Genomic DNA, 20,153 nt, shown 5'->3' on the forward strand with positions numbered 1-20,153 from the left:
TCAAAATGTATAAAATGAAAAAAATAATCCCACCTTATTTACGAGTTCTTGTCATTTTCTTTGCCGTTTTCGGTGCATTGGAATATTTTATCGACTCGGGCGATAGACCCGCATTTCTCAAGTTTCCAATGGTTTTTTTATTCCTATTGGTGTTTCTATTTCTTTTAATTGCCATAGAAATAACCGTTCAAGCAGTAGATAGAATCACCTACCAATTGCTAACCGAAGAACAAAAAGCAAAATTAGCGTTTGATTCTAATTCGCCTAGTAAACTGACAATTTGGTTTGATAACCTGAAAGCGAGCCTTGTTCAATCGCCTCCAGTTGAGACTGAAGTTGCGTTATTATTAGAACACGATTATGACGGCATCAAAGAATTAGACAATAAGTTGCCACCTTGGTGGGTGTATTTGTTTTATGGCTGTATTGTTTTTGCAGTAGTTTATATGGTACGCTTTGAAATCATGGGAGCCGATAATCAAGAAATGGAATTGAAAAAAGAAATGGCTCAAGCCCAAATTGATATTGCCAAATACAAAGAAACCGCTCCTGATTTGATGGACGAAAAAACAGTTACTTTATTAACTGATGCTGCTGGTTTGGCCAAAGGAAAATCCATTTTCGAAGCCAATTGCGTGGCTTGTCACAGAGCAGATGCAGGTGGACAAATTGGACCCAACTTAACCGACGACCAATGGATTTTGGGTGGTGGAATCAAAAATGTTTTTCACACTCTGGTAAATGGTGGACGTGATGGAAAAGGAATGATTTCCTGGAAAGGAACCTTGAAACCAAAAGAAATGCAAGCTGTAGCCAGTTATGTATTGTCATTAAAAGGAACCAATCCGAAAGATCCAAAAGCTCCTGAAGGTGAAGTTTGGGTGGATGAAAACGCACCAAAAATTAAATAATGCTAGTTGCAATTAACTGAACGCAGATGACACGGATTTTAACGGATTGTCGCTGATTTTTATATTGAGTATTTTATAAGCTAATCCATTTTAATCCGTGTAAATCTGCTAAATCCGTGTCATCCGTGTTCCAATTTAGTATTAATTGAGGATGTATGGTTAATAAATCTAAAATCTAAAATCTGCAATCTAAAATAAATAGAAAATGTCAAAACTACCAGACGAAGCCTTTAGAGATACCATCGGAACGATTGATTCAGAAGGGAATAGGAGATTTGTTTTTCCTAAAAAACCATCGGGTAAATTCTATGAGTATCGCAAGTGGGTCAGTTATTTTTTGCTGATTATCTTGGTCGCCAATCCTTTTATAAAAGTAAACGGCAATCAGTTTATGATGTTCAATATTTTGGAGCGAAGATTCAATATTTTCGGCTTTCCATTTTGGCCACAGGATTTTTATCTGTTTGTGATTTTTATGATTGTTGGCGTGGTTTTCGTCATTCTTTTTACCGTGATTTTCGGGCGTATCTTTTGTGGATGGATTTGCCCCCAAACCATATTTCTAGAAATGGTTTTCCGCCGCATCGAATATTGGATAGAAGGCGATCGAGGCGCTCAAATTCGATTAGCAAAACAAGAATGGAATGCTGAAAAAATCAGAAAGAAAGCCTTGAAATGGACTGTGTTTTTGATTATTTCCTTTTTTATTGCCAATGTTTTTCTGGCATATCTTATTAGTAGCGACCAATTGATTCGAATGGTCGAAGAAGGACCAGAAAATCATATTAGCACCTTGATTTCTTTACTGATATTTACGGGAGTTTTCTACTTTATTTTTGTGTGGTTTCGCGAGCAGGTTTGCATTATTGCTTGCCCTTACGGAAGATTGCAAGGTGTATTATTGGACAATAAATCCATCAATGTGGCGTATGATTTTGTGCGTGGCGAAAAAGTATTGGGTCGAGCTAAATTCAACAAGCAAGAAGATAGAGCATCGTCAGGAAAAGGCGATTGTATTGATTGCAAACAATGTGTACACGTTTGTCCAACAGGAATTGATATTCGCAACGGAACTCAATTGGAATGTGTAAACTGCACCGCTTGTATTGATGAATGCGACACGATTATGGACAGTGTTGGTTTGCCTAAAGGACTTATTCGATACGCATCAGAAGATGAAATTGAGAAAAAAGCCAAGTTCAAGTTTACCACAAGAATGAAAGGCTATTCGGCTGTATTATTGATTTTGGTTGGAATTTTAGTTGGATTATTATTTCTACGTACCGATGTTGAAGCGGTTATTTTACGTTTACCAGGACAATTGTTTCAGCATAAAGGCGAAAATATTAGTAACATCTATACTTTTAAAATCATCAATAAAACTAACAACGATTTCAATGACATTCATTTCAAATTGGTTGGAATTAAAGGAAACTTAAAAGTCGTGGGCGAACAAGATTTGAAAGTCCCCAAACAAGGTATGAAAAGTGGTACTTTGTTTGTCGAAATCAATCAGTATTTGTTAGAAACAGATAAAACAAAACTAAAAATTGAGGTTTTCAACGGTAATGAAAAAATAGAATCCAGTACAACTAACTTTTTGAGTCCAAGAAGTTTTGATTAAATTTAAACAACTACACTATGAAAATTAATTGGGGAACCGGAATCGTAATTGCTTTTGCAGTATTCATAACGTTTATTTTATATTTCGTTTTTAGCGTACAATCGAATGCTAAATACGATAACGAATTGGTCTATGAAGAATATTACAAACAGGATGCAAAATTTGGAGACGAAATGAAGCGAATTCAAAACGTTCAAGATTTAGCTCAAAAGCCTGTAATAAAAAATAATTCCGAAGGAATTACAATTGTTTTTCCAGATTTATTTATTCCAAAAAACATCAAAGGAAAATTGGCTTTCTACAGACCTTCCAACAAGAAATTTGATTTTGAAGTTCCCATTTTACTTTCAGATGCTACTTTTACTGTTTCAAAAAAGAAGTTATTAAGCGGTCGCTGGAACATCAATATGGAGTGGCAATATAATGACAAACAATATCTTACGAGGGAAATTATTTATGTTAAATAGAGTTTCCAGATTTGAGATTTCAGAAAGCAGTTTGAAATCTCAACCAACAACTTACAACGAACAACGAACAACGAACAACTAAAATGCTCTACACCGCTTTTCTCTTTGGTCTTATCAGTAGTTTTCACTGCATTGGAATGTGCGGTCCAATTGCTATGATGTTGCCTGTGGACAGAAATAATCAAGCCAAAAAAGTGACTCAAATTGTAACGTATCATTTAGGAAGATTAACCGCTTATGCGTCAATTGGTTTGGTTTTTGGCTTGCTTGGAAGAGGATTATTTCTGGCTGGAATTCAGCAAAAAATGTCTGTATTTATTGGTGTGGCAATGATTTTGGTTGTTTTAATTCCAGAAAAAGTATTCGCTAAATATAATTTTTCAAAACCTGTTTTTGTTTTTATTTCTAAAATCAAATCCACTTTAGGTAGCCAGTTTAAAAACAAAAGTTACCAATCTTTATTTACCATTGGCTTGCTCAATGGATTTTTGCCTTGCGGAATGGTTTACGTTGCCTTATTTGGAGCTATTGCCATGCAAAGCGAAAGTTTAGGCGTTTTATATATGGTTTTGTTTGGTTTAGGAACCGTTCCGTTGATGAGTAGCGTGGTTTATCTTCAATCTTTTTTGACTGTTTCTGTTCGCAATACCATACAAAAAGCCATTCCTTATGTGGCTGTAGCAATGGGAATTCTGTTTATTTTAAGAGGTTTGGGTTTGGGAATTCCTTACATTTCTCCTTCCAATATGAGTTTGTTTATGCAGTCGGCTCCTAATTGTCATTAGAAAATCTTTTTAAATCGTCAGCGAAAACAATTTAGTTTCAGGTGCTTTTCGTTTCAAACGCAAGTCGAATGCCATACAAATATTACGAATGTAAGGTTTACCAGCATCAGGAACTTGGATGCCATTTTCCTTAAGCATAACCAATCCGTCTTTTTCCATTTCTTTCAATTGCGTTATTATTTCAGGAATTTCGGGTATATAATTGGTTTTATCTTCCCAGGAAGTTTCAAATTGACACATAATATTCAGAATGTGTTTTCGGATAATGAGGTCTTCTGTTGTTAATAAATGTCCTTTGAAAATAGGTAATTGATCCGTTTTTAATAAGGCAAAATATTCTTCTAAGCTTTTTACATTTTGAGCAAAACTATACCAACTATCACTTATAGAAGAAACTCCTAATCCAATCATCAACTTCGTTTTAGAAGAACTGTAGCCCATAAAATTGCGGTGTAATTTTCCTTTTTCGAAGGACTCATATAAACTGTCTGTTTTCAATGCAAAATGATCCATTCCTATTTCTTGATAATTATTTTCAGACAATAAATCTTTTCCTATTTCGTACAATTGTCGCTTTTCTTCATCTTTTGGAATATCATTTTCATTGAAACCTCTTTGCCCATTTCCTTTGATCCACGGCACATGAGCATAGCTATAGAAAGCCAATCTTCCAGGTTGTAGCGCATTTGTTTTCTGAATGGTGTCAATGATATCTTCGGTTTTTTGAAAGGGCAATCCAAAAATAAGGTCGTGACCAATGGAAGTATAACCAATTTCCTTTGCCCAAAAAGTGACTTTGGCTACATTATGAAACGATTGGTTGCGGTGAATGGCTTTTTGTACTTTTTCGGAATAATCCTGAACGCCAAAACTCACTCTTCTAAAACCCAAATCATATAATTTTTGCAAATGTGCTCGATTCGTATTATTGGGATGTCCTTCAAAACTAAACTCGTGTTCCTTGGCTTTTTCGGCATAACAAAAAATACCATTAATTAAATTTTCCAAATTATCTACAGAGAAAAAAGTAGGTGTTCCACCGCCCAAATGAATTTCTTTGATGATGGGTTTTTCGTCCAAAATCGCACAGTACAAAGCCCATTCTTTCAAAACAGCTTCAATATAAGGATGTTCTACAGCGTGGTTTTTGGTAATTCTTTTGTTGCAACCACAAAAAGTGCAGAGACTTTCGCAAAAAGGAAGATGAATATAAAGGCTCAATCCTTCGGTTACATTACTTTCTACAAAAGATTTTTTTAGGGTTTCTATCCAAATTACTGTAGAGAAATCGGCTTCATCCCAATACGGAACAGTGGGGTAACTAGTGTATCTTGGCCCTGGAACATTATATTTTTGAAGTATGGAATTGTTCATAATTACTGCATTTTATGTCATTCAAAAGTAAATCATGAACTTCAATGCTAAAATGATAATTATCATATCCAACAAAATAGTGATATAAAAAAAACCTCAATTTTGAATTGAGGTTTGATATATTTTTGAAAATGAAATTTTTAAGCTTGACCCAAATTTCTAATTTGTTTCAATTTGTCTTTAAGAACTTCCATTTCTTCTCTGTGTTTTTCAATGTTTTTGCGCACTTCTAACACAATAGAATTTTCTTTTTTAGCATTTCTGGTGTTACTAAAAAACTGAATGTTATTTTCCAATTGGAAGATTTCATGTTTAATTTCTTCAATTTTACGCATCAAGAAAATCTTTTCATTTTCTAGTTTTCGAGAATCATTGTTTTCAGACAAACTATCGATTCTGTTAGTAAAACGCATCATTTCGCTGTCTTTTTTGCTCAAACTCAATTTTTCGAACAAAGCGTCTAGTATTTTATTGAATTTTCCTTCGATGTGTCTTCTCGGGAAAGGCACTTTACCAAAACTTTTCCAAGTTTCAATATGGGCTTTTATGGCATCTAAATCAGTTTTGTGTTCACCAATTAGTTGAAAATCTCGAAGTGTTTCTAGATACGCTTTCTTTTTGTCGAAAGCTTCAATTTCTTCCACACTTTCTTCGTTTTTTTGCTCTTTTAATTTGTCAAAATAATGATTACAAGCTTCTTTGAATTCGGCCCATATTTTGTCTGAATATTTTCTAGGAACATGACCGATTTGTTTCCACTCTTCCTGAATTTTTTTCATAATAGGCGTTGTAGTAGCAAAGTCAGTACTTTCTTGTAGTTCTTTGGCTTTGGCAACTAGTGCTATCTTTTTATTCAGATTGTTATTTTGATCTCTCTTAATGTCTTTATAAAACGAATTTTTAAAACTATTAAAGTTTCTAACAGCTGTTTTGAATGCTGCCCAAGTTTCTTCATTTACATCAGCAGGTACTTTGCCAGCAGAGAAAAAAGCAGCTCTCAAAGCTTCAACTTTTTCTATTTGTTGCAGCCATTGCGAATGTGCATTTACTTTTTCGGTGGCAAGCACTTCAATTTGGGCAATAATTTCTTTTTTCTTTGCTAGATTTTCAAGTTCTGTTCCGCGCATGTTTTCAAACAAAACTTCTCGTTTGTCGTGCATTTGCTTGGTCAAATCGCTGAATTTATTCCAGATTTCGTCACGATGTTCTCTTGAAACGGGCCCAATATCTTCTTTCCAGATTTTGTGTAAATCTTGTAATTCTCTAAAAGCTTTGTTTACATCTGTTTCGAGAATTAAGGCTTCTACACGAGTGATAATTTTTTGTTTTTGCTCTAAATTGTGTTTAAAGTCAAGGTCGCGTGCTTCTCTGTCAAGATGCAAATAATCATAGAAATTTTCTATATGAAAATGATAGTTGTTCCAAACGTGATTGTATTTGTCTTTAGGTATTGGTCCAGCATTTTTCCATCGTTCTCTTAAGTCATTAAAATGCTTCAGGGTATCTTTGATGTTTGTTTGCGGATTGATAAGTTCTTTCAATTCCTCAACAATCGCCAATCGGTTTTCCAAATTGGTTTTCAAGTTGGTTTGCAAACTTTTGAAATGTGCATTTTTATTGTCTCTGTACAAAGAATAAAATTGATCGAATTGGGTTTTTAAAGGCAAGTGATACTGAAATTCCTCATTTGGATCCGTGTTTTCTGCCAAGAATTCTTCTTTTTTCTCTTCTAAAAGATGGTGGTATTTAGCTAAAAATGATTTTTTGATTTCCTCTACATGGTCTTTTACCGACATCACTTTTTCGTTGGTAACCAATTTTTTCAATTCGTTCACCAAGGATTCTAATGATAAGCTGTCATAATCCAACATCGGAATATCGTGACGCTCTTTCAGTGTTTCATCTTCGCTTTCTTCGGCATTAGTATCTACAATAGCATCTATAATGGAGTTGTTATCTGAAGAAATTTCAGTTATTTCTTCAGTAATTTCCAAGTTGGCTTGAATCGATTCTGATGAATTGATTGCTGAATTTCCATCTGCATCTTGCAGGCTATCGTTCTTTTCTTCTAACATTTTTTCAATGTGTAAGTGTTGGTTATTTTTTTAGAATGCGAAAGATAGTAAAGGCGAGTTTAAATTCAAAGAAAATCAGACTATTTATAATAGCCAGAATGTAATTAGACAAATTGAAATAACTTCTCAAAGAGTTTTTTTTGTTTTTTATTGTGCTAAACCTAAAATCATCCACAATGCTGTTCCTGAAATAAGGAGCCAGAGAGCCACACCTTGTAGTAATGGTTTTATACCAACAGACATTAATACTTTTTTAGATAATCCGCAGCCAATTAAAAAAAGCGTAACCGTAAGTCCAGCTTTGGCAATAACAACTAAATAGCTGTTGTATATTTGAACTATTGGAAAATAAGTATTGGCTGCCATTGCAAGCACAAAAAAAAGGATGAAGTAGGGAACTTTGATTTTGTTGTTTTTGTTTTTGAACAAAATTGTGGACAGAAAAACAATAGGGATAATCCATAAGGCCCGGGCTAATTTTACTGTTGTAGCAATTTCTAAAGCCTCTGTACCATATTTACTTGCGGCTCCAACAACCGAACTGGTATCGTGAATGGCGATAGCACACCACAATCCAAACTGATTTTGAGAAAGATTCAGTTGATGTCCAATTATAGGAAATAGTACCAATGCAATAGAATTCAGGATAAAAATAGTTCCTAATGCTACCGAAATTTGTTTTTCCTCGGCTTTGATTACTGGCGAAATTGCTGCAATAGCACTACCTCCACAAATGGCTGTTCCTGCTGAAATAAGATAAGAAGTTTTCTTTTCTATTTTTAAGTATTTCCCCATGAAATAACCAATTATTAGTGTTCCAATAATGGAAACAACTGTAAATAAAATTCCTTCTTTTCCAGCTTGCATTGCGTTATTGATGTTCATGCCAAATCCTAATCCTACTACAGAAACTTGTAATAAAATATGTGTGGCTTTGTGGTTAAGATGTAAATAAGGATGTCCGATAAATTGAGCAATAATCAAACCCATTAAAAGGGCAATAGGGGGTGTTATCAATGGAGACAAACAAAATACAAATGCCAACAAAAAAATCACTTCTCTAGTAGTAATACTTCGGGTGATATTTTTATCTAAAAGGCTATTTTTGTTTTCCTCTGGTTTAGAATCTGGTCGAGTTTCCTGCATTCCTAAATTTGTATTTTGATGATGCAAAAGTAGTACACTTTATCAGAATATGAATTTTTATGAGGTTGTTTGTGTGTTGTTTTAATCGAATAATCTTTAAAAAAAGTTTATAATAAAAAAAGAGGATTTTATAATCCTCTTTTAGTTTTATGATAAAATCCTAATAGAAATTTACTCTGTTTTGTTTCCAAATAATAAATTCCCTGTTATGTTTATTTTAATTATTTTAAAATTGTTTGCTTTCTGTCTGGTCCAACAGAAACAATTTTTATTGGCACTTCAACCTCCGCTTCAATGAATTCGATGTATTCTTTCAACTCAATTGGCAATTCCTCATAAGTAGTCATTCCAGTCAAGTCTGCTTGCCATCCTTTAAATTCTTTGTAAACAGGTGTTACATTTTCTGGTTCGATGTTGTATGGGAAATGCGAAATGTTTTGCCCTTTGTAGTTGTACTCCGTACACACTTTTAATGTTGGAAATCCAGAAAGAACATCGCCTTTCATCATCATCAATTGGGTTACACCGTTGATTTGAACTGCATATTTCAAAGCTACTAAATCCAACCATCCGCAACGTCTTTGTCTTCCTGTTACCGATCCAAATTCGTTACCTACTTTTGCCATTGTAGCACCATCTTCGTCAAAAAGTTCAGTTGGAAAAGGACCACTTCCTACACGTGTTACATAAGCTTTGAAAATTCCGTAAACTTCTTTGATTTTATTTGGAGCAATTCCTAAACCAGTACAAGCACCCGCTGCAGTAGTATTCGAAGAAGTCACAAACGGATAAGTTCCAAAATCAACATCAAGCAATGAACCTTGAGCACCTTCGCACAAAATTGATTTTCCTGCTCTTTGTGCTTGATTGATATATTCTTCGCTGTCGATGAAATCCATCTTTTTCAATTCTTCGATAGCTTCAAAGAATTCTTTTTCCATTTCCTCTAAATTGTACTGAATGTTAACATCGTAGAATTTAATCATTTCTTCGTGTTTGTCAGCCAAAGCACGGTATCTTTCTTTGAAGTCAGCTAATTCTACATCCCCAACACGGATTCCGTTTCTTCCCGTTTTGTCCATATAAGTTGGACCAATTCCTTTAAGAGTAGAACCAATTTTAGCTTTTCCTTTTGCCGCTTCAGAAGCAGCATCAAGCAAACGGTGCGTTGGTAAAATTAAATGTGCTTTTCTTGAAATAATTAATTTGGATTTGATATCCATATTAAATTTTGCCAATCCTTCGATTTCTTTTTGAAAAACAACTGGATCAATTACTACACCGTTACCAATAATATTTACAGCAGTTTTATGAAAAATTCCAGAAGGGATGGTTCTCAAAACGTGTTTTATTCCGTCAAATTCCAAAGTGTGTCCAGCATTTGGTCCTCCTTGAAAGCGAGCAATAATATCATATTTTGAAGTAAGAACGTCAACTATTTTTCCTTTTCCCTCATCTCCCCATTGTAATCCTAATAATAAATCTGCGGTCATTCTATTTGTTATTTTCGTTAATTTCTGTGTTAGTTTTTTTTGTTCCGTATAAATATAAAGAGTGATGTGAAATATCAATATTGAATATTTCCTCCATTGTTTTTTTGATGGTTTGAATTCTTGGATCACAAAATTCGATTACTTCTCCTGAATCGGTCATAATAATATGATCGTGTTGTTTGTCGAAGTATGATTTCTCATAATGCGCCTGATTTTGTCCAAATTGGTGTTTACGAACCAAACCAGATTCCAACAAAAGCTCAATAGTGTTGTAAAGTGTAGCTCTACTCACACGATAGTTTTTGTTTTTCATTTTGATGTATAGATTTTCTATATCAAAATGCTCTTCGCTGTCATAAATTTCTTGAAGTATAGCATAACGCTCTGGCGTTTTGCGATGTCCGTGTGATTCAAGATAGAGCGTAAAAACATTTTTTACGATTTCTTGATTGCTACTATTATTAGATGAAATTTGTGTCATAATGCTGCAAAGATAAATTTTATTTTTTGTTTAGAAGTTTAAAAGTTTAGAAACTAAACGGTAAACTTTATAGTTTTAATTTTTTCTTTAATTTTTATACTCTCGCGTGACTTTGTCAATACCGTCAATTTTCTTGATATTATCCATTAATCGTTTCAAAATAGTATTGTTTGGTACAATAACGGCTATTTGTCCGTTGAATATTCCAGCGTCACCACTCAAAGAAATACTTTGAATATTTACGTTCATATTACTCGAAATTACTTTGGTTAATTTATTGGTCAATCCGATGGTATCCATTCCTGTAATGTACAAAATGGCCTTGAATTCTTGTTGTGATGAATCAATCCATTTGGCTTGAATGATGCGATAGGCATAATTAGATTGTAAGCTGATGGCGTTTGGACAATCTTTTTTGTGCACTTTTATTCCTTCATTGATGGTAATAAAACCAAAAACTTCGTCACCAGGAATAGGGTGGCAACAGGTGGATAATTTGTAATCTAATTTGTCCTGATCGGCACCAAAAACGAGCATATCGTAATTGCTATACAATACTTGTTTGTGGATGTCATCATGAGCAGTATTGGGCGAACGTTTGATTTTGTTTTTGAAGAAATTAATAAAGCTATTGCTTTTTTGGGCAGCATAATCTTTCAATTGCTGATTTTCGATTGCACCAATTCCTACTCGGTAAAACAAATCCAAACTGGTTTTGAGTTTAAAGAAGTTGACCAATTCATTGATAACCGATTCACTCATGGTAATTTTTAAGTGTTTCAGTTTTCTAGTAAGTACTTCTTTTCCTTCTTCGGCAATTTTTTTGGTATCCTCGTTAAGGATATTTTTGATTTTATTTTTGGCTCTCGAAGTCGTTACATAATCCAGCCAGTTAACGGTTGGTTTTTGATGTTGAGAAGTGATTACTTCAATTTGGTCACCACTTTTTAATTCATGATTTAATGGAACTAATTTTCCATTCACACGTGTTCCTCTGGTACGAATACCAACTTCAGAGTGGATGCTAAAAGCAAAATCAAGCGAAGTAGCTCCTTTAGGCAAGGATTTTATTTCTCCTTTAGGCGTAAAAACAAAGATTTCCTTGGAATATAAATTCATTTTGAAATCTTCTACAAAATCCACCGCATTGATTTCAGGATTTTCTAGCGCTTCTTTTAATAGATTCAGCCAAGCGTCAAGACTACTGTCTTCTGTAGCACCACCTTGTTTGTATTTGTAATGTGCGGCATATCCTTTTTCGGCAATTTCGTCCATACGTTCGCTTCGCACCTGAATTTCTACCCAGCGTCCTTTTGGCCCCATGACGGTAATGTGCAAGGCTTCATAACCTGTAGTTTTTGGCGATGAAATCCAGTCACGCAAACGGCTTGGGCTGGGTCTATAATGATCCGTTACAATTGAATATATTTTCCAAGCCAAGAATTTTTCCTCGTGAGGAGTTGATTTATATACAATACGTAAAGCAAATTTATCATAGACTTCGTCAAAGCGTACGCCTTGAGCCTTCATTTTTCGATAAATGGAATAAATGGATTTTGGTCGTCCTTTGATGATGTAATCCATTTTTTCTTCGTCCAATGATTTTTGTAATACATCCGAAATGTCTTTGATGTAAGCATCTTGCTCTTCTTTGGTTTCTTTGATTCGGCTTACAATGTCGTTGTAAATAGCTGGTTCGGTATATTTTAGTCCTAAATCTTCGAGCTTTGATTTGATTTTATACAGGCCTAATCGATGAGCGAGTGGTGCATAAATGTATAAAGTTTCGGAGGCGATTTTAATCTGTTTATGATCTTCCATCGTGTCCAAAGTTTGCATATTATGCAATCTGTCGGCAATTTTTATCAAGATTACACGAACGTCGTCGTGGAGTGTAAATAGCATTTTTCTGAAATTCTCGGCTTGCATAGAAACATTCATTTCTTTTTGAACCTTCGAAATTTTAGTCAATCCCTCTACCAGTTGTGCTACTTTTGGGTTGAACATTTTTTCAATATCTTCAACCGTAATTGGGGTATCTTCTACCACATCGTGCATCAAGGCAGCCGCAATGGCAGTTGCTCCCAAACCAATTTCCGAAGCTACAATTTTAGCCACAGCAATGGGATGGAAAAAGTAGGCTTCTCCCGATTTTCTTCGCTGATCTTTGTGCGCATCCATCGCTACATCAAAAGCTTTACGAATGAGTTTCTTGTCTTCCGGTGTTAAGGTTTGGTAACTTATGCGAAGTAACTCTTTGTATTCTTGAAGGATGGCTTTGTTTTCTTTTTCGAAATCTATTTCTAACATAAAAAGGATAGTTGATTTTTTAAAAATACGGAAAATTAATTAAAAATGGAGAATTAAAAATTAAAAATAATTGAACCCTTCTAAATCTAAAACTGCCTTCTGATTACTGAAAACTGACCACTGATTACTAAAACCCTCTCTGTCTTTTGGCTTCGAAAATTAAAATAGCTGCAGCGACTGAAACATTCATACTATCGATTTCGCCTTGCATCGGAATAATGATGTTTTGTGTAGCAGCATCACGCCATTTTTGGGTTAGTCCTGTGGCTTCTGTACCTACAACCAAAGCGGTTGGAGTAGTATAATCTTGCGTATGATAGGAAGTCGAATTTTGCAAAGTAGCACAATAAATAGCGATTTTTTGCTCCTTTAAAAATGTAATAATTTCTTCTGTTGTTCCTGTGGCAATTTGGTTTGTAAACAAACAACCTACGCTGGAGCGAACGATATTAGGATTGTATAAATCACTTTTTGGATTGGCAATAATTACAGCATCCAAATTTGCAGCATCGGCGGTGCGTAATAAAGCACCAATGTTTCCTGGTTTTTCAGGAGCTTCGGCAACGAGAATCAACGGATTCTTGGATAATTTTAAATCCGATAATTGTAAGGATTTGGATTTGGCTACAGCCAAAATCCCTTCGGTTGTATCGCGATACGCTAGTTTTTGATAAACTTCTTTCGAAATTTCTATTAATTCGGTGTTTGAAGAAAGTTTTTTGGCTTCCGATTCTGAAATTAATTCGGGCAAAAACAAAATGTTTTCCATTTCGTAGCCACCTTTCATTGCAATTTCGATTTCTCTTTTACCTTCAATCAAAAATGTGCCTGATTGTTTGCGGGATTTTGCTTTTTCCTGCAATAAAACAAGTGATTTAATAAACGGATTTTGAATGGAGGTGATTTGTTTCATTTTTATAACTAGAGAAATTTTCAAGGGCTCAAAGTTACCACCTTTTTATAAATTTCAATGTTCAAATTCCAAATTCCAAAAATCTTCATCTAAAATCGATAACAGTAATCTTGCTATTTGTCACGCTGGAAGCGTCTAAATTATGTTGCTCTTGTGCTTTGAGAAGCTTTCAGCGTGACAAACGGAATGTTTACAATAATCTGTAATCTGTAATCTAAAATCTGCAATCTAAATTCTAAAATTTAAAGAATTCCTCTTGACTTGATTTCCAAATATTTATTAATGGTTTCCAAAGTCAGGTTTTCTGGTTGGGTAAGAACAGAATAAATTCCGTATTTTTTGAGTTCGCTGACAATTAATCGCTTTTCGAAAGCAAATTTTTCGGCAATTACTTTATCATAGACTTCTTGAATGTTCTCGGCATTTTTGTTGATGAGTTCGTTGAGTTCGGTATTGTTGAAGAAAACGACAACCAATAAATGATTTTTGGCAATTCCTTTTAAATAAGGCAATTGTCTGTGCAAACCATCCATGGTTTCAAAATTAGTGTAGAGAATAATCAAACTTCGTTGATTGATATTTTTCTTGATATCGGTGTACAATCTACTAAAATCACTTTCGAAAAAGTCCGTTTTGATGTTGTACAAAGTTTCCAGAATTTTGTGCATTTGCGAAGCACGTCTTTCGGCAACAACTCGGTTTTCTACTTTTTTAGAAAAGGCAAGCATTCCCGCTTTGTCTTGTTTTTTTAAGATAACATTCGATAAAACCAACGTAGCATTGATAGCGTAATCCAGTAAACTCAAGCCGTTAAAAGGCATTTGCATCGCCCGACCTTTGTCGATAATCATATAAACGGATTGCGATTTTTCGTCCTGAAACTGATTGACCATCAAGGCATTTTTCTTGGCAGTAGCTTTCCAGTTTAAGGTTCTAATGTCGTCGCCTTGATTGTATTCTTTGATTTGTTCAAACTCCATCGTGTGACCAATTCTTCGGATTTTTTTGATGCCGTATTGAAACAAATTGTTCGAAAAAGCCATCAAACTGTATTTTCGCAATTGAATATAAGACGGATAAGTAGGTACGATTCGGTTATTATCGAATTGAAAGCGTCTCGAAATCAAAAACAAAGGCGAAGAAACATAGACGTTCAAATTGCCAAAAGAATATTCGCCACGTTCGGTTGGGCGTAAATAATATTGAATCTCTTTTTCCGAAGAAGCTTTGATTTTTTGCTTGATTTCAAAATTTCGAACCTGAAACTGAAATGGAATTTCATCAATTATCTTTACTGAAATTGGGAAAGTATAATAGTTTTTGATATTGACTTTTATTTCGTTTTCATCGCCATTGGATAATTTTTCGGGGATAATTCTAATGCCTTCGATTCCGTTTTTAGCCAGAAACAAAATCAAAATATCCAAAACCAAAAAAGTCAATAGAATCAACAAAACATACCAAATCGCATGGTATAAGGAAGGAAATATAAAGGCCAAAACAAACAATCCCACAACGCCCAAAAGCGCATAGAAAAAGAAATTGTTGATGTATAGATTTTTTAGTAGTTTCATGGTTTTTAGATTCTGAAAACTTGAAAATTAAGGTTTTTAATCTTTGTCAAAGTTCAAAACTTTGACAAAGTTGTCGTAATTCGTAATTTTTAATTCGTAATTGAGACTTAACTTACCTCGGAATCTCCACACTTTCCACAATCTGTTTGATGATTTCAATACTCGTAATCCCTTCCATTTCGCGTTCTGGAGTTACAATTACACGGTGTTGTAAAACAGGAATAGCAGCTTCTTTAATATCTTCTGGAGTGACAAAATCACGTCCACGGATGGCAGCAAAACCTTTGGCAGCATTCAAAATAGCAATCGATGCACGAGGCGAAGCACCTAGATACAAAAAGGCATTCGTACGAGTATTTACAACGATTTTGGCAATGTATTCCAATAGGTTTTGTTCTACAATAATTTGTTTGACCAAGGTTTGGTAACGTTTGATTTCTTCTGAAGAAAGAATGGTTTTGATATTGTCTAATTTTCCTTGATTTTGCAACAAATGCTCTCTTTGAATAATCGCAATTTCCTCGTCCATTTGAGGATAATCAATAGCGATTTTGAACAGAAAACGATCCAATTGCGCTTCTGGCAAGCGATAAGTTCCTTCTTGCTCAATTGGGTTTTGGGTCGCAATGACCAAAAATGGCGTGTCTAAAATATACGTTGAGCCGTCAATCGTGATTTGGCGTTCTTCCATTACTTCAAAAAGGGCGGCTTGGGTTTTGGCAGGTGCCCGATTGATTTCGTCAATTAGAATTAAGTTCGAAAAAATAGGCCCTTTTTTGAATTCGAATTCTGATTTTTTCAAGTCGAAAACCGAGGTTCCTAAAATGTCCGAAGGCATCAAATCGGGTGTAAACTGAATTCGGCTGAAGCCAATGTTCAAGGTTTTGGACAATAATTTTGCCGTAATCGTTTTGGCAACACCAGGAACACCTTCGAGCAAAACGTGACCGTTAGACAAAATAGCAACCAACATTTGATCGATCATTTTATTTTGACCCACAATGACAGTTCCGAGTTCTTGTTTTATGGCATTGATGCTTTCTAAAAGCGGTTCCAAATTAATGCGGGATTGAAAATTTACGTTTTCGGTTGGGTTTTCTGGGTTGGTTATTTCTTCCATTTTTTTGTTTTATTTACCACAAATTACACAAATTTTCACAAATTTATTGTTGTTATGAATTTCACGAATTTGAGTTTGTATCTAAAAGAAATTTGTGAAAATTTGTGTAATTTGTGGTTTTTTAAATTTTTAATTAATAACTTTTTCTATTGCTTTATTGAGTAGAATCAAATCCTCTTCAATACTTGGGTAATTATTTTTTCGGTAAGAATTGATTAAGGATATTGCGTTTTTAATATCGTCTAAATCCTTTCTGGATTTTAGTTGTACTTTTTTGATAAAATCATCATCCAATTTGTGGGTGTCAATCAGGTATTCGTTTCTGATTTTTTCCAGAAAATAGATGATTTTTTTATCCATAATAGTGTTGTGATCGCCTTCTTGAAAATACAAATTGCCAATGGTTTTGGTAAAATCGACTGTTGTATTTGATAAAGGTTTGATAATAGGAACGATTCTTTGTTTTCGTTTGGCATTGAATAGAATGAAAACAAGCATTCCCATCAGGAAAATATACCAAGCCCATTTTAAGGCGGGTTGACTCAATATATAGCGGAATGGCGAATCGGAAATTATAGATCCATCTTGATCTTTGGTGTACCAAAAAACATCCCCTTTTGGAATATAGGACAAGACTTTTTGGGCATATTCATGATGATTGCTTTTCAGTAAATGAAAATTGGTAAACGCCACAGGTTGTGTGTGCAAATAGAAAGTACCTTCTCCATATCCTATTTTTATGAAGTTAACTTTGGTGCTATCGCCATTTTGATAGCCTAAAACTGTTGTGTTCAGCGTATCGATTTTCGAGAAATAATTGTTGTTTACACCTTCGGTAATTTTGTATTTTTTATCGCCTAATTTTTTGTTGGCAACCCAATTGTAGATGCTGTCTGAATGGATGTATTCGCGTTCTATTTTTAGATCTAAACTATCCAATAATGCGTAGGGAATTGTTTCCGAGCTTATAAAAGCCGAATTTCCATAACGAACAAACGAACAAATTTCGGTAGTAGATTCTTCGTCAGTGATTAAATTTTTAGAGATAGAAAGAAACGTTCCGTTTACTTTATAATCGTTTACTAGAGTGTCATAATCGTATCGGGCATCGAAATATTCGTAAGGTGTTACGTTTATTTTGTCTATTTTTTGATGTTTCAAAAGCGAATTGATTTCGTTATCAAAAACGTACATTCCGTAAGGGATTTTGTCCTTCAAAGAATAAGTTGGTGACCAATCAATAGGTTTTGGTTTGTTATAATCATTGACAACAAGAGCTATAAAAAGCACCACCAAAAAACCGATGTATATCTTTATTTTTCTATCCATTGTTGTTCAGTGTTTTTATGGCTTTTTCGAAAGCGTTTTTGGCTTTTGTAAACGTTTTTTCATCCAATTCGAATTCGCCGTACCAAATGTAATTGTACAAATACGATAAGTATTCGAATTCTTCTTTTTGAGTTGGATTTTTTATTTCATACAGATAATCCGAGTTGGTTTTTTCTACATCCCAAACAATAATTTGATTCTCGGACATTTTCTTGAGCAACCATAAATAATAGTAACGAATTGTCAATCGGTTTTCTCCAGATTGCAAACTATTTTGAATGAGTTTTTCAAAATCAACCAAATGCAGGTTTTTTTCGATTTCGTCATAATGGATGATTTTTTTATCGGAACTTTTTCCAAAAATCCATTGTCCTTCTTTGTTTATAAAAGCTTTGACGATGAGATAAATCACAAAAATAACGATTAGAACTGCGATTGTTTTCAGCAGAATAACCACAAAATCCATGGCATTTTCGTCACTTGTAAAACGGAATAAGTTTTTGAAAATGCTGGCTAACCATTCTAAAAACCGATCCCAAGCATTTTTTTCAGGAGTTTTGAATTCGTAGATAAATGCTTCGTCGGTGTATTTTTTCTTGAAATTTTTGGCAAAAGGTTTTAACGCAATTGAAGTCGAATCAATAGCGATGTCTTTTTGTGTAAACACTATTTTTTCTTTTTTGGCTACAGCCAATGAGTCTTGGGCTTCCAATTGGAAACAAAAGAGCAATAGTAAAAGGAGAAGGAATTTATTCAAGGGGTTAAGTTTCAAATCAATTAATGCTGAAATCATTTAGAAAGTAGTTGTTTTTTGTGCACTATAATTGGATATATTAAATAGTAAAACGATATAATTGCCAAAGTAAATAGGATGATAAAGGTACTCAACCAATTGTGCATATCAATAGAATAACGAGTGATAAAACCCTCGAGAAATCCTGCTGCAATGGTAAAAGGAAAAGTACTTAAGAGAATTTTGAAACTATTTTTGAATCCTATTTTAAAAGAATTCATTCTCGAATAGGTTTGAGGAAATAAGATAGAAGCACCTAAAATATATCCTGCTGCAGTTTCGATAACGATGCCAAAAATTTCCATTGCACCGTGAATCCAAATGCCACGAACACTTTGCCAAAAAACATTTTGCTGATAAAAAAAGTATTGAAACGAACCCAACATAATAGCATTGTAGGTCGAAATATAGAAAGTGCCAATACCACCAAAAATTCCAGCAATATAACAGGTCATTCCCACTTTTAGATTATTGATGGTTATGCCAATAAAACTTCCCCAATTGCTCCCCGATTTGTAAATTGCCACGGGATTTCCGTCCTTGATGTTTTCTAATGTTTGATTCACATAACCATCGCCAAGAATCAACCGAACAAAATCGGCATCATATTTTGCTGAAACCACTCCCAAGAAAACTGTAGCAAAAAACAGCACAAAAGCATAGAGCAAATACCTGCGATATTCAAACAATAGCAGCGGAACTTCGGTTTTGAAGAAATAGACCAAACGGTTCTTTTCGGTTCGTTTGGTTTTATAAATTTTTTGGTAAATATTTGACGCTAAATAGTTTAGGTAAACAACTGTTTTGCTTTTGGCATAATAAGTTTGGGCATACGACAAATCACTCATCAATTGAATGTATAAATTTGCCATTTCATCAGGATTTTTTTTAGCTTTACCAAAAATAGCTTGTTCGAATTCAAGCCACTTGTCCTTATTTGTTTTTATAAATGCAATTTCTCTCATCGAGTGCTAAAATAGGAATTTATGTCAGAATTATCCATAACGACAACACAAAATGTTACAATAAATTTTCAAGCAGCTTCTGTAGGTCAACGAATGGCTGCTGGTGCTTTGGATTTTTTAATAAAAGCGGCTTATGTTATCAGTGTTTTTTACGTTTTTTTTAATAAGTTGGGAGTGGACAGAATGTTGAATTCTGTTGATATGTGGTCTAGAGTAGCGGTAATAATTATGTTTTTCTTCCCGGTTATGATTTATTCCGTCACTCTTGAAAGCATTTTAGAAGGACAAACCATTGGAAAAAAGTTAATGAAAATTAAAGTCGTAAAAATTGATGGTTACCAAGGTGGTTTTGGCGATTATCTTATTCGATGGATTTTCAGGATTATCGAAAACAATATTATGGGCGGATTAATAGGATTGATTGCCATGGCGACTAACAAAAAAGTCCAGCGAATGGGCGATATGGCAGCAGGAACGGCAGTTATTACACTCAAAAGCAATATATCTATCAACAATACTATTCTCGAAGAAATAGGTGATGCTTATAAACCGACTTATCCATTGGTTATCAAACTTTCCGATAACGATATGCGAATTATCAAAGATACTTTTCTTGTTGCCGAAAAAACAGATGATGATTATACGATTCTTAAATTGTCTAAGAAAATAGAAAACGTCACAGGAATTACGAATCAATCTGGCAATCCAACAGATTTTATAAAAACCGTTTTGAAAGATTATAATTTTTACACTCAAAATATGTGATTTTAAGTGAGAAGTGGGAGGTTAGAAG

At 34.2% G+C, this 20,153-nt stretch carries 17 protein-coding genes; 5 read left to right on the forward strand and 12 right to left on the reverse strand.

Annotation, left to right across the window (positions count from 1 at the left end):
• Positions 1-14 precede the first annotated feature (14 nt).
• The 4 genes from OZP15_RS06400 (at position 15) to OZP15_RS06415 (ending at position 3,787) form a co-directional block, all read left to right on the forward strand.
• On the forward strand, positions 15-911 hold the full coding sequence (locus tag OZP15_RS06400; protein WP_281337312.1) for a cbb3-type cytochrome c oxidase N-terminal domain-containing protein: 897 nt from the start codon (positions 15-17) through the stop codon (positions 909-911).
• A gap of 205 nt (positions 912-1,116) precedes the next feature.
• A complete protein-coding gene (ccoG, locus tag OZP15_RS06405; RefSeq protein ID WP_281337313.1) occupies positions 1,117-2,535 on the forward strand; it encodes a cytochrome c oxidase accessory protein CcoG in 1,419 nt (472 codons plus the stop codon).
• A gap of 17 nt (positions 2,536-2,552) precedes the next feature.
• A complete protein-coding gene (locus OZP15_RS06410) occupies positions 2,553-3,002 on the forward strand; it encodes a FixH family protein (protein ID WP_269227631.1) in 450 nt (149 codons plus the stop codon).
• 83 nt (positions 3,003-3,085) lie between these two features.
• Positions 3,086-3,787, forward strand: coding sequence for a sulfite exporter TauE/SafE family protein (locus OZP15_RS06415; RefSeq protein WP_269227632.1), 702 nt, complete (start codon positions 3,086-3,088; stop codon positions 3,785-3,787).
• Between the two features lie 9 nt (positions 3,788-3,796).
• Here the strand turns inward: OZP15_RS06415 and hemN are convergent, their stop codons facing one another.
• The 12 genes from hemN to OZP15_RS06475 all read right to left on the reverse strand — a co-directional run bounded on the left by hemN (position 3,797) and on the right by OZP15_RS06475 (position 19,360).
• Positions 3,797-5,161, reverse strand: coding sequence for an oxygen-independent coproporphyrinogen III oxidase (gene hemN, locus OZP15_RS06420; protein WP_281337314.1), 1,365 nt, complete (start codon positions 5,159-5,161; stop codon positions 3,797-3,799).
• A gap of 140 nt (positions 5,162-5,301) precedes the next feature.
• A complete protein-coding gene (locus tag OZP15_RS06425) occupies positions 5,302-7,236 on the reverse strand; it encodes a DUF349 domain-containing protein (protein WP_281337315.1) in 1,935 nt (644 codons plus the stop codon).
• 147 nt (positions 7,237-7,383) lie between these two features.
• Positions 7,384-8,382 carry a YeiH family protein gene (locus OZP15_RS06430; RefSeq protein WP_281337316.1) on the reverse strand — a complete coding sequence of 333 codons (999 nt, stop codon included), beginning with the start codon at positions 8,380-8,382 and terminating at the stop codon, positions 7,384-7,386.
• A 221-nt stretch (positions 8,383-8,603) separates the two neighbouring features.
• Positions 8,604-9,875, reverse strand: a complete 1,272-nt coding sequence (locus OZP15_RS06435; protein ID WP_281337317.1) for an adenylosuccinate synthase — start codon at positions 9,873-9,875, stop codon at positions 8,604-8,606.
• Between the two features lies 1 nt (position 9,876).
• Entirely contained in the window at positions 9,877-10,356 is a 480-nt protein-coding gene (locus OZP15_RS06440; RefSeq protein WP_269227633.1) for a Fur family transcriptional regulator, read from the reverse strand.
• A gap of 87 nt (positions 10,357-10,443) precedes the next feature.
• Positions 10,444-12,666 (reverse strand): RelA/SpoT family protein, encoded by a 2,223-nt coding sequence (locus OZP15_RS06445; RefSeq protein ID WP_281337318.1) that lies wholly within the window; start codon positions 12,664-12,666, stop codon positions 10,444-10,446.
• Between the two features lie 127 nt (positions 12,667-12,793).
• A complete protein-coding gene (locus tag OZP15_RS06450) occupies positions 12,794-13,579 on the reverse strand; it encodes a TrmH family RNA methyltransferase (protein WP_269227635.1) in 786 nt (261 codons plus the stop codon).
• 242 nt (positions 13,580-13,821) lie between these two features.
• On the reverse strand, positions 13,822-15,153 hold the full coding sequence (locus OZP15_RS06455) for a DUF58 domain-containing protein (protein ID WP_281337319.1): 1,332 nt from the start codon (positions 15,151-15,153) through the stop codon (positions 13,822-13,824).
• Positions 15,154-15,265: 112 nt separating this feature from the next.
• The gene (locus OZP15_RS06460) at positions 15,266-16,273 is read right to left on the reverse strand and encodes an AAA family ATPase (RefSeq protein ID WP_281337320.1); all 1,008 of its coding nucleotides are present in this window, start codon (positions 16,271-16,273) and stop codon (positions 15,266-15,268) included.
• 129 nt (positions 16,274-16,402) lie between these two features.
• Positions 16,403-17,602 (reverse strand): DUF4350 domain-containing protein, encoded by a 1,200-nt coding sequence (locus OZP15_RS06465; protein WP_281337321.1) that lies wholly within the window; start codon positions 17,600-17,602, stop codon positions 16,403-16,405.
• Positions 17,595-18,395 carry a DUF4129 domain-containing protein gene (locus OZP15_RS06470; protein ID WP_281337322.1) on the reverse strand — a complete coding sequence of 267 codons (801 nt, stop codon included), beginning with the start codon at positions 18,393-18,395 and terminating at the stop codon, positions 17,595-17,597. The genes OZP15_RS06465 and OZP15_RS06470 overlap by 8 nt, the downstream gene beginning before the upstream one ends.
• Entirely contained in the window at positions 18,392-19,360 is a 969-nt protein-coding gene (locus tag OZP15_RS06475) for a stage II sporulation protein M (RefSeq protein ID WP_281337323.1), read from the reverse strand. The genes OZP15_RS06470 and OZP15_RS06475 overlap by 4 nt, the downstream gene beginning before the upstream one ends.
• Positions 19,361-19,381: 21 nt before the next feature.
• On the opposite strand from OZP15_RS06475, the gene OZP15_RS06480 reads away from it, so the two are divergent.
• Complete coding sequence (locus OZP15_RS06480) at positions 19,382-20,125, forward strand: RDD family protein (RefSeq protein ID WP_269227640.1); 744 nt, start codon at positions 19,382-19,384, stop codon at positions 20,123-20,125.
• Positions 20,126-20,153: the final 28 nt, after the last annotated feature.

Origin of the sequence: Flavobacterium eburneipallidum (assembly GCF_027111355.2) — a bacterium.
Taxonomy (GTDB): Bacteria; Bacteroidota; Bacteroidia; order Flavobacteriales; family Flavobacteriaceae; genus Flavobacterium; species Flavobacterium eburneipallidum.